Genomic DNA, 11,234 nt, shown 5'->3' on the forward strand with positions numbered 1-11,234 from the left:
CTTTTCAGCACCGAGAAGGTTGGATGTAGCTAAGATTTGAGGAACGGAGCGTAGGTATGCCTACGTGAGTACCGCAAAATCTTAGATGAATTCAAGATTCGATGTCGAATCAGCTTCTTAGAGCCCCTTCGTGATCAAAAACAAGTCATTAAATAACATCTAATAAGGGAGGAGCATGAGGATATGTATGAACGGGAACACCGCAATCCAACTATCACACCGATCAAGAATTCCCCCATGCCCCGGCAAGATCGTGCCAGAATCCTTGACTCCATAGGCCCGTTTATATGCCGACTGGATCAAGTCCCCCATCTGCCCGACAACAGCGGCAATGATCCCGAGGATAACAGCTCGTCCAATCGTCAGTAGCCCACCTGAAGCAAGCGCAAAGATTACAGCAGCAACGACAGACAACACAACTCCACCTATCGCGCCTTCTACCGTTTTATTTGGGCTAATGGCTGGCCAGAGCTTATTCTTACCTAGCCTACGTCCGACAAAATATGCCCCTGCGTCACTGCTCCAAATAGAGATAAGCATAAGGAAGGTCCAGAATAGACCTTGTCCATCCTGCGTATTTCTCGTTGCCACGATCGAGGAGAATCCAATGCTGATGTATACCATACCCAGGAATAACAATGACACCGTAGAAATAGGAAGCTCATTTTTCGTGATCACAGTAACGACAAGAAACAACAGCATCAGCAGGGCAAACACGCGCATCAGATCCCAAGGCATCTCCAACCCCAGCGTCTCCCAAGGGAAGAGAGCGTAGAGCACACCCAGATAGCCGAGCAGAGCAGGTACACCGAAAGCCGGCAGCCCAATCATTCGAACGAACTCATAGAAACCTATCAAGGCCATGAGCAAAATTAATATGTTGAAGCCGATTCCACCGAGCAAGCAAAGTCCAAGGAAAAAGCCTCCGGCCACAATTCCCGTGATCAATCGTTGTTTCACTGGTCTGCACCTTCCATTTCAATCAAGATTTAATGACTTGGCTTTTCAGCACCGAGAAGGTTGAATGAAGCTAGGGGGCAAGTCATTAAATTTCCATCTTCACTAGGATAACCCGCCGTATCGGCGTGTTCGCCGTTGATACTCTGCGACCGCAGCGAATAGATGCTCCCGGCCGAAATCAGGCCAATATAGATCCGTGAACCATAACTCACTATAAGCGGTCTGCCAAAGCATAAAATTGCTAAGCCTAAGCTCTCCGCTCGTCCGGATCAACAAATCCGGATCAGGCAAGCCTGCTGACAAGAGCTTGGACTGAATCATCTCTTCAGTAATCTCTTCAGCAGACATCTCGCCGGCCTGAACACTGCGAGCGAGTTCTTTGACGCCCTCTGTAATCTCGCGCCTGCTACCGTAGTTCAAAGCAAAGTTCAATATAAGTCCCGTATTATTCTTAGTCCGTTCCATCGCTTCTTTCATAGCAGCGATCGTATGGTCTGGAAGTTCCTTGGTATAGCCCATCATGCGGATCTGTACATTCTTCTGAATCAGTTCATCCAATTCCAAGGCGAGAAACTCTTGTGGAATAGCCATCAGGTAGTCTACTTCTTCCTTAGGACGCTTCCAATTCTCTGTGGAGAACGCGTATAGCGTTAACACAGAAATGCCCAGTTCATCGGCTGCGATCGTTGCCCGTTTCACAGCCTTCATCCCGCTACGGTGGCCCATATTACGCGGCATCCCCCGTCTACGCGCCCAGCGCCCGTTCCCATCCATGATGATTGCAACGTGCTTTGGAATATTTCCATCTGAGAGATCCACAGCTGACGGATCTACAGACGACGCGGATCTATCCCCTTTTTTCCACCAGGATTGAAATAGCTTGATCATTTCTTTTCCTCCAGTAGGTGATGAAAAAGAGACAAAACCCCACCGTATTTGGAGGGGCCGCTCTCGTCTCTTAAACTTCCATGATCTCTTTTTCTTTAGCTGCAAGCACTTTATCCACTTCCGCGATATATTTATCGGTCATTTTCTGAACATCATCTTGATGTCTGCGAGACTCATCCTCGGAAATGTCCGTTTTTTCCAGCTTCTTAATATCGTCGTTAGCATCGCGGCGAATGTTACGAATAGCGACTTTGGATTCTTCTCCGTATTTCTTCGTCATCTTCACCAATTCAACCCGACGCTCTTCAGTCAGTGGCGGGATCGACAAGCGAATGTTCATACCGTCGTTAGCCGGCGTTAGGCCCAGATCCGACTTCATAATCGCTCGCTCAATATCAGACAGCGACGATTTGTCCCAAGGCTGAATCATTAACGTACGCGAATCCGGCGTGTTAATGTTAGCTAACTGATTAAGCGGAGTTAGCGATCCGTAATACTCTACTTGAATGCGATCAAGCAGTGCGGGTGTCGCTCTTCCTGCTCGAAGAGTTGCAAGATCTCTTTTCAACGCCTGAATCGCTTTTTCCATACGTTCTTCAGCATGCTTTTTAATCGTTCCTGGCATTAATCTACACTCCCTTTGACGATCGTCCCGATCTTCTCGCCCAGGACGACGCGCTTAATATTACCTTGTTCTGTAATAGCAAACACGATGAGCGGAATATTGTTGTCCATGCAGAGCGATGAAGCCGTAGAATCCATAACGCCCAGATTTTTGTTAAGTACTTCAAGATAAGTCAGGACTTCAAACTTCTCAGCTGTCGGATCCACGAACGGATCTGCCGAGTATACTCCATCCACCTTGTTCTTAGCCATCAGGATGACTTCAGCTTCAATCTCAGCGGCACGAAGAGCTGCTGTCGTATCTGTGGAGAAGAACGGATTCCCCGTACCTGCTGCAAAAATAACAACACGGCCCTTCTCCAAATGACGAATCGCTCTACGACGTATATACGGCTCTGCTATTTGCTGCATCGCAATTGAAGTCTGGACGCGTGTAGGCACATCAATCTGCTCCAATGCGTCCTGCAGGGCCAAGGAATTCATCACCGTTGCAAGCATACCCATATAATCGGCCGTCGCCCGGTCGATACCTTTGGCACTACCAGCAATTCCGCGCCAGATATTACCGCCACCACATACGATAGCTACTTCCACGCCAAGCTCGACGACTTCCTTCACCTGTTCAGCAATCGATGAGATCGTCTCCGCATCAATACCATATCCGTTCTGACCGGAAAGCGACTCACCGCTGACTTTCAAGACAATACGTTTATAAACTGGCTGTTTCAAATGCATACCCTCCACAATCATCCTTCATGAGGCATCGTATATACCCTTCCTGCTTTAGCAAAGAGGATATATACGCGTTCTCACGCCGGGCTTAGGTCAAGCCAAAAGATACAACCGTCTTGCAAACGGATATACCCCCTGGGATCACTTATAAATTCTATATCTATAAAAGAAGGAACACGGTGTGTTCCCACTTCTATAGATGTAATTCGATTATAGTCTATTGCTTAGTTCTTAACTTGAGCCATAACTTCTTCTACGAAATTATCGACTTTCTTCTCCAGACCTTCGCCAAGCTCATAACGAACAAAGCGACGGATCGAGATGTTCTCGCCGATTGTGCTGATCTTCTCGCTCACGAGGTTAGCGATCGTCTTGTCTGGGTCTTTAACGAAAGCTTGCTCGAGCAAGCAGAACTCTTCGTAGTATTTGTTGATGCGGCCTTCAACCATTTTGTCAACGATCTTCTCAGGCTTGCCTTCGTTCAAGGCTTGAGCACGCAAAATTTCCTTTTCCTTCTCGATTTCGTCTTGTGGAACTTCTTCGCGACGAACATAACGTGGGTTCATTGCAGCGATGTGCATTGCAACGTCACGAGCGAATTCTCTAAATTGATCTGTCTTCGCTACGAAGTCAGTTTCGCAGTTGATTTCTACCAATACACCGATACGTCCGCCAGCGTGGATGTAGGATTCTACAACACCTTCAGTAGCAATACGGCCTGCTTTGTTAGCAGCAGCTGCTAAACCTTTTTCGCGGAGCAATTCGATCGCTTTGTTCAAATCATTATTAGCTTCTTCCAAAGCTTTCTTGGAGTCCAGGATTCCTGCTCCAGTCTTTTCGCGAAGTTCTTTTACCAATTTTGCATCAACAGCCATTGTTATTACCCTCCATATCGAATAAGCAAATTGTTTAGCTTCCTCTAAAAAAAGGGTAGCGAGAGGTTTAACACCTACTAACCACCCTTTTTTGATTTAATTTATTATTTCACTGTAAGACTGAATTAAGCTGTAGTTTGTTCGCCTTGGTTAGCTTCAATAACAGCGTCAGCCATTTTGCTAGTAAGCAATTTAACAGCACGGATTGCATCATCGTTACCAGGAATCACATAATCGATTTCGTCTGGATCGCAGTTTGTATCAACGATACCTACGATTGGGATACCGAGTTTGCGAGCTTCAGCAACAGCGATACGCTCTTTACGAGGATCGATGATGAACAGAGCGCTAGGCAAGCCCTTCATGTTCTTGATACCGCCGAGGAATTTCTCAAGACGATCTTTCTCTTTGCGAAGGATAATAACTTCCTTCTTAGGCAATACAGTGAAAGTTCCGTCCTCTTCCCAAGTTTCAAGCTGTTTCAAACGGTCGATCCGTTTTTGAATCGTTTGGAAGTTTGTCAACGTTCCGCCGAGCCAACGTTGGTTAATGAAGAATTGACCAGCGCGTTCAGCTTCTTCTTTAACAGAGTCTTGAGCTTGCTTCTTAGTACCTACGAACAGGATAGTTCCGTTCTCTTCAGCGATGCTCTTAACAAAGTTATAAGCTTCTTCCACTTTCTTGACTGTCTTTTGCAAGTCAATAATGTAAATTCCGTTTCTTTCGGTGAAGATATATTTGTCCATTTTCGGATTCCAACGACGTGTTTGGTGTCCGAAGTGCACCCCTGCTTCAAGCAGTTGTTTCATGGAGATTACTGCCATCTTCACGCACCTCCTAAATTTGGTTTTTTTGATGCTTCCTCCGCAAACGTCATTTCCCGCCAAGACTCCCTAGTGCTAAAGCCTATATAGGAGCACCCTTCGCGAAATCAGTTAGCGTGCGTTATAACACCGTCATTTAATATACCATAAGTAAAATGTGGATGCAACAAATCGTCACTGCTTTTCTCGAAAAAGTGCTGATCATGCAAAAAAAGCTCCGTAGATTCAGGAGCTTTCGTTATGAATTAGACAAATCTTCGGTTTTACCATGATCGTCATTAGCAAGAAAACCTACCTTCATCGGTCGCTCATCCTTGAATGGCATCGATTGGTTTTCTTATCATAAGCGGACTTTTTGAACTTCCTCATCGAGGAGCAATGATCTTGTCGATGATCGAATCATAGTCCTCGCCGACCTGGAACGAATACGTACCCGTACGGATTTTAGAGTTGATCTTACGTGCTTTAGCTTGCTTGATGAACTCATTCTTATTAGCAATAACGCCCTTCTTATAGAGCCCGTCAGCTACATTGGTCAACGTATTGCCATAGGATATTTTATACTGTACCTCGGCGGCCTCCGGCTTCTCAGGCTCTTCAGGAGCGACTGTCTTCGGAGTTTCCGGCGAAGTCGCCTTGCCTGTATCTTTTGTGCCGACATCTGTCGTTATGGGTGTATCAGGCAAAGTTGGAGCTATGGGATCCTCAGGAGCATCCGCCTTCTTATCCTTAGATTCTAGCTCGAAGTCCTCATCCGAACCTGAAGCTTGTCCCAATTGGGCTTCCCACTCTTCCTTGGTAAGCAGTTCATCATCATGCTCGACGACCTTCAAATTAAGCAGTGCTGCAGCTTGTTCAACTTGTTCCTTAGTCCATAGCTTCCCGCTGCCTTCCTGCCCAATCAACATAAGCTGAAGAAGCAATGCTCCGACGATCAATCCGACGCCAAGTCCCATCATAAAATGGCGATTTTTAATCATCGGACTCCTCCCTTTTGGCAAGCTGAAGAATAAGCTGCACTTCTCCACGCGGGATGCCGAGAGTCTTCGTGATTGAATCTATTGATTTTCCACTGTTATACAATTCAAATAATTGCGGATAACGATCACGTACCAATTCTGGAACCTGCGGACCTTGCTCAGGTTCGATTATAGACTCTGCCGAATCCTGCTCAATCTCCTCGGCCACTGTCAGAGCAGTTGCCGTTTGAATGGCAGCATCACTAAGCTCTGAAAGGGCTACTTCAGAAACCACTGCATCAGGAGCCTCCTGAACAGGATCCAGTCCCACCTCATCCAAGGCAGAAGCAGAAGTAGAGATTCCTCCAACTGCAGACATCTGTTCTCGGGAGGCGAGCTCTACTTCAATGACCCGCTGCCTTAATTCTGTAATCTGCTCCTGCTGGGCCAACTGCTTGGAGACGAAGTCCTGCTTCATCTGCGATACCAGATCAATGAGTTCGCTATTCTCTTGTTCAATGTCAGACATATACTGCTCTAAAGTTGCTTCCAACTCATGATTCGCGCCAGTCTTCGCTTGCGCAGCCGCTTTCCGCTCAGGAATGAACAGCGCATAGACAAGCGCTGCCAATCCGAGGAGCACGATGTAAACCCACGGATCACTAAAAGACACTGTCATCCTCACCTTTTTACTGTATAGATATTATGTAATTCTCTATGATTTAATCCGGAATTCGCATTATAAAGATAGATCGATGTGATGTCCTTTATAGGGATGCTCCGCCGGTTTTTCTTTCTCTTTCTCATCCTGATGGTCCCCGGATGATTTGCCCTGCTGCTTTCGGGATGATTCATCATCCCGTCTCACATGAGAGCTGGACGAACCCTCATCTACTTCAGTACTGCGTTTTCTTTGTAGATCGCTATCCTTCATATTTTGCGCAGATAGCATACTCTGGTCGATCTGAGGCCTATGCTGTCCCTCGTGCTGAACACGTCCTGCTTCACTTGTTCGCGGCACTGCGATCTGCAATTCGATAGATTTCAAATCCATAGGATTGCCTCTCTTCCCCTAAACATAAGGTGACATTGAAATATCCCCTTCACTATAGTAGAAAGACATTCGCGAGATCGGATCTTTTATATATTTCGTATAACGTCCAATGACGATCCTCGATCCGCCGTATATCATTTTCATTACATCTACACGGGCTTTTCCTGTATCTTCTAGAGCCTTCTCAATATCCAGGATTCGTTCCTTGATATCGTTAATTTCTTCGAGGTTGGATTTCTTGGTAAGCCCCAGCTTGGAGCGCATCGCTACTTTATCCGGAGTCAACTTGCCCATAGAGGCCAATTGATCCAACAAGGTTAGAGCCTTGTCTGTTTTATCGAGATTGACCATAATGTCTTTAATTTGCTGCCTAAGGTTCTGCAGCTCGTTGCGAAGCTCGGGAACAACGCCGACTTCGATCGAAGTTGTCGTAGACATCGGATTCCCAATGATACGCGCAACTACTCTCTCGCCAGCCTGAACGATGCCTCCTACAATAAGACCTTTGGAACCGCTGCAAATGACATCTTTGCCAGCCCGGATATTAGAATGCATAATGCTCTGAGTGGCAATCACATCTTCACCAGCAACGACATTCGCATCCTGGATGAAGGAGCCTTTTACGTTATGCCCCGCCTTAATCATACCCTTGTTATATCCAATAATGCCTCCGGTGACCTCTATGGAACCATCAGCATATAGCTCGGCCCCTTCGACACCGCCTACGATACGAATGTCGCCGGACGCAGTTATCTTGAAGCCTGTAAGCACGTTGCCACGAATAACAACTGTCCCTACAAAATCGATATTCCCTGTACTATAATCTACATCTCCATTAACTTCATAAACTGGAAAAACATTTATTTTCCCTTTATCCGTCTGCGTTACCAGACCATCAATCGCAGCATACATCGCTGTCTGTTCTGGATTAAGTACCACGTTCTTGCCAACCTTGAATCTGGCCGCTTTCCCCTCCCGATAAGGAATCGGATCACCCGTCACCGCCATCCCTTGTTTGCCAGGGACCGGCGGAATCAATTCCGCGATAATTTGGCCTTTGCGGACATTGTTAAGGCGTGTCACATCCTTATAGTCCACTCTGCCATCTTCCGTCTCCGCAGGTTTTATGCGCTGATCATCATCTAGCGACACCGAAAACTTGATCCTGCCATCCTCCCCTTGCTGCGACTCTATGCCGATTGCAACCGGGGTTTTACTGTAATAATACTCTTTCGGATTTACAATAAAGCGCTTAACAATATCTTGCTGTATTCCGTATTTGATTCCTTCACTGCGTAGAAAATGCAGCAAGGCATCTTCCGTGCAGCTAAATTCCTCTTCCTTCTTCAGAAACTGCAAATAGGCAACTGTCTTGTCGTCATTGATCGTAATTCCGAGAATTTGTCCCAAATCACCTGAATAGTCCATTAGCCGCTCCTCTCCGAAATCCATTCACCCTGTGGAAAATGACATTTCATTAATCATTACACATGAGCAAATCCCGCTGCTTTTCCAATGTTCCGCGAAGCCTTAGAATCGCTTTGGAATGAAGCTGTGAAATCCGTGAAGGCGACAACGACATGACCTCCGCGATCTCACTCAAAGACAAATCTTCATAATACAACAAAGAGACCACCGTACGTTCCTTCTCGGTTAACTTCTCGATTCCCTTCGTCAGCGAATCTTTCAAAAAGAACTCCCGTACCTTATAATCAGGGTTTTTTGCCTTCTCGTCAACGAGTAATGTAAGCCTTGTCTCAGATTCTTCTTCCCGAATCGGGTCTTCGAGAGAGCATAGCGTCATAACTGCTACTTCTTGAAGCATAGATTGAAACTCTTTCTCACTTATCTGTAAATAATCGCTCATCTCCGCATCCGTTACCGAACGCAGATATTGTTGCTCTAGATGCTGATAGCCTTCTTCGATCTTCTTCGCCTTTTCTCTGACGGAACGAGGAACCCAGTCGCCTTGCCGAAGCCCGTCCAGTATTGCTCCTCTTACTCTCCATGAAGCATAGGTTTCAAACTGAAGTCCACGTTTGTAGTCGAATTTCTCGACAGCATCGATCAATCCCATAACCCCATTACTGAACAAATCATCTTTGGAGACGTTCTTCGGCAAACCGACGGCTAGACGTCCCGAAACGTAGTCAACAATATGCAAATACCGCTCGATAAGTTGTTTCTTTGCCTCTAAATCGCCGTGTTCCTTCCACTGCTCCCAAACATCAGCATAACTCAGAGTGGATGTCTTCCGCTCGTGCAATTGCCCTCACCCTCCTTATTGTTCTGTCAGGTGACGAACGACTTTAGCCAGCTCTTCAGGAGCTTTATCGTCAGTAGTCTTCACTAATCTTGGCGGATTAAGCGGTGTAAACTGTTGTTCCGATAACTCTCCTTCTGGAACCTGCTTCAATAAGTCACCGATCTCCTTGCTTTCATCCGGAGTCGTTAGATCCAAATTGCCACCTTTCCCGAGTTCTGCAGCCAATGCCGCTTCTTCCTGTGTCTCCACATCTGGCGGAAGCTCCTTAAGGACGCTGATAACCCAGCTTCCTGCCCAGGAAAGGGCGAACCATATCGCGAATGCTAAAAGCGACCGGATCAGGCTTGTAGCGAACAAATTATTGCCTGCTGACACCGCAAAAGTAATCAAAAAGCCGATAAAGCCAATCAACAAAAAGTAACGGATTTTCCCTGTCATATGCTACAGTTCCTTTACACCCTTTTGTACACTTTTTATATATAAAGTGCCTGTCTCAACATCTAACTCAATCGTACGCCCGTGATTTCCACCCGTATCTTCTGCAATTAATGATATCCCCAGTTCCTGCAATTTCTCCTTGCAGGCCTCCACATTTCTCGGCCCAATCCTCATCGAATCCGAAGCCCCGGCAAAGGAGAACATTTGCGCTCCTCCTGCCATCTTGGCGACGAGTCGTTTCTGACAAGCCCCGATCGCCAGCATCTCCTCCAGCAGCTTGTCCAATGCTGTATCAGCATATTTCGCTAGGTTCAACGCTCCCTCTCGAGCGATCTCGGATGAAGGAAGCATAACATGCGCCAGACCGGCTATTTTCTTAACCGGATCATATAGCGTTAACCCAACACAGGACCCAAGACCGGTTGTCCGGATCAGACCATGCCCGGAAATGACATTCAAATCGGCCATGCCAACCTTGACAACCTGCTGTTCATCAATCATGATCCAGCGGCACTCCTAGAGCAGTGAATATTTTGGCAAAAGATTCTGGGTCCGGGATAAGGAAAAACTGGCCTTCAACTTCATGCTGTCCTTCAATAAAGGTTGTATCGATCAAGAGTGCGGAATCTCCCATCTCTCCGAATTGTAGCAGACCATAGCTCAGAATGGCTCCGGCCATATCCAGTGCCAATGCAGGCACCGTCGGCGTCATCTGCAGCATTGTAAAGTCAGCGAGAGAAGACAGATAGGAGCCAGCCAATATGTTGCCGATCTCGGAGAGTGCGGACCATTCCATTTCAGTGAAGTCCTCTCCATCGCAGACCTCGAATCCGGCCAGACGATGAAGCAGCTTCTTGGCCGCCTCAGGACTGAGAATAAAGAAGAGATTGCCTGGCGCATCTCCCTCAACACGGAGGAAGATGGCCAAGACGACTTGCTCTGCTCCGCCGACTCGATCCGAAATGGCTTCGAACGGGAGCATCTGTACTTTGGGAACAGCCATATCTATCGGCTTGTTCAACAATCGGGACAATGCCGTAGCAGCATTGCCGGCACCGATATTGCCAACCTCCTTCAGTACATCCATTTTGAACTCTTCCAAATGATTGAATAAGTCCACAGGCTTAGCCCTCTAAACTTTCCAGCTGGATAATCTCACTGCGATTCAATACTTCGGACAAATTCAGCATTACAAGCAAGCGCTCTTCGGAAATACGTGCAACACCACGCAAATATTTGGCTTTGACCCCGCCTACTACATCTGGCGGAGAATCGATAATGTCACTGTTAATGTCGATGACATCATTCGCGGAATCGACGATGAAGCCAACCTCCATCTCATTCGCTGTCACAATAATAATTCGAGTCTGATCGGAAAATTCACTCTCCGGCAGACCGAAACGCCCACGCAGATCGATGACAGGGATAACAACACCGCGCAGATTGATCACGCCCTTGACGAATGAGAACGTCTTAGGAACGCGAGTGATAGGCATCATACGCTCGATCGTCTGAACCTTGTTCACCTCGATGCCGTACTCTTCTTCACCCAGCTTAAAAACGATTACTTTCAATTCCTCTCCCATGGGAATTCCTCCTTAAATAATTGCTGAC

At 46.8% G+C, this 11,234-nt stretch carries 15 protein-coding genes; all 15 read right to left on the bottom strand.

Going from position 1 to position 11,234, the window contains the following annotated elements; genetic code table 11:
* Positions 1 to 159: 159 nt before the first annotated feature.
* The 15 genes from ABD014_RS13870 to ABD014_RS13940 all read right to left on the bottom strand — a co-directional run bounded on the left by ABD014_RS13870 (position 160) and on the right by ABD014_RS13940 (position 11,206).
* Positions 160 to 960: a phosphatidate cytidylyltransferase gene (locus tag ABD014_RS13870; protein ID WP_343861970.1), complete on the bottom strand. Its 801-nt coding sequence runs from the start codon at positions 958 to 960 to the stop codon at positions 160 to 162.
* Positions 961 to 1,062: 102 nt separating this feature from the next.
* Positions 1,063 to 1,848, bottom strand: coding sequence for an undecaprenyl pyrophosphate synthase (uppS, locus tag ABD014_RS13875; protein WP_343861972.1), 786 nt, complete (start codon positions 1,846 to 1,848; stop codon positions 1,063 to 1,065).
* Positions 1,849 to 1,918: 70 nt separating this feature from the next.
* Positions 1,919 to 2,473, bottom strand: coding sequence for a ribosome recycling factor (frr, locus tag ABD014_RS13880; RefSeq protein WP_251407144.1), 555 nt, complete (start codon positions 2,471 to 2,473; stop codon positions 1,919 to 1,921).
* On the bottom strand, positions 2,473 to 3,201 hold the full coding sequence (gene pyrH, locus ABD014_RS13885) for a UMP kinase (RefSeq protein ID WP_068780740.1): 729 nt from the start codon (positions 3,199 to 3,201) through the stop codon (positions 2,473 to 2,475). The genes frr and pyrH overlap by 1 nt, the downstream gene beginning before the upstream one ends.
* A 227-nt stretch (positions 3,202 to 3,428) precedes the next feature.
* The gene (gene tsf / locus ABD014_RS13890; protein ID WP_343861976.1) at positions 3,429 to 4,079 is read right to left on the bottom strand and encodes a translation elongation factor Ts; all 651 of its coding nucleotides are present in this window, start codon (positions 4,077 to 4,079) and stop codon (positions 3,429 to 3,431) included.
* Between the two features lie 125 nt (positions 4,080 to 4,204).
* Positions 4,205 to 4,903, bottom strand: a complete 699-nt coding sequence (gene rpsB / locus ABD014_RS13895; protein ID WP_127000356.1) for a 30S ribosomal protein S2 — start codon at positions 4,901 to 4,903, stop codon at positions 4,205 to 4,207.
* A gap of 365 nt (positions 4,904 to 5,268) precedes the next feature.
* Positions 5,269 to 5,883 carry a hypothetical protein gene (locus tag ABD014_RS13900; RefSeq protein ID WP_343861980.1) on the bottom strand — a complete coding sequence of 205 codons (615 nt, stop codon included), beginning with the start codon at positions 5,881 to 5,883 and terminating at the stop codon, positions 5,269 to 5,271.
* Positions 5,876 to 6,535, bottom strand: a complete 660-nt coding sequence (locus ABD014_RS13905; RefSeq protein WP_343861982.1) for a DUF6115 domain-containing protein — start codon at positions 6,533 to 6,535, stop codon at positions 5,876 to 5,878. The genes ABD014_RS13900 and ABD014_RS13905 overlap by 8 nt, the downstream gene beginning before the upstream one ends.
* A 66-nt stretch (positions 6,536 to 6,601) precedes the next feature.
* Entirely contained in the window at positions 6,602 to 6,916 is a 315-nt protein-coding gene (locus tag ABD014_RS13910; protein WP_343861984.1) for a hypothetical protein, read from the bottom strand.
* Between the two features lie 18 nt (positions 6,917 to 6,934).
* Positions 6,935 to 8,344 carry a FapA family protein gene (locus tag ABD014_RS13915; protein ID WP_343861986.1) on the bottom strand — a complete coding sequence of 470 codons (1,410 nt, stop codon included), beginning with the start codon at positions 8,342 to 8,344 and terminating at the stop codon, positions 6,935 to 6,937.
* A gap of 49 nt (positions 8,345 to 8,393) precedes the next feature.
* Entirely contained in the window at positions 8,394 to 9,182 is a 789-nt protein-coding gene (locus ABD014_RS13920; RefSeq protein ID WP_251407149.1) for a FliA/WhiG family RNA polymerase sigma factor, read from the bottom strand.
* 15 nt (positions 9,183 to 9,197) lie between these two features.
* A complete protein-coding gene (locus ABD014_RS13925; RefSeq protein WP_343861989.1) occupies positions 9,198 to 9,620 on the bottom strand; it encodes a hypothetical protein in 423 nt (140 codons plus the stop codon).
* Positions 9,621 to 9,623: 3 nt separating this feature from the next.
* Entirely contained in the window at positions 9,624 to 10,121 is a 498-nt protein-coding gene (locus ABD014_RS13930) for a chemotaxis protein CheD (protein WP_343861991.1), read from the bottom strand.
* Complete coding sequence (locus ABD014_RS13935; protein ID WP_379340548.1) at positions 10,114 to 10,707, bottom strand: chemotaxis protein CheC; 594 nt, start codon at positions 10,705 to 10,707, stop codon at positions 10,114 to 10,116. Before ABD014_RS13935 ends, ABD014_RS13930 begins: the two co-directional genes overlap by 8 nt.
* 37 nt (positions 10,708 to 10,744) lie before the next feature.
* Complete coding sequence (locus ABD014_RS13940; RefSeq protein ID WP_343861995.1) at positions 10,745 to 11,206, bottom strand: chemotaxis protein CheW; 462 nt, start codon at positions 11,204 to 11,206, stop codon at positions 10,745 to 10,747.
* Positions 11,207 to 11,234 lie beyond the last annotated feature (28 nt).

Origin of the sequence: Paenibacillus motobuensis, from assembly GCF_039521865.1 — a bacterium.
Lineage (GTDB): Bacteria > Bacillota > Bacilli > Paenibacillales > Paenibacillaceae > Fontibacillus > Fontibacillus motobuensis.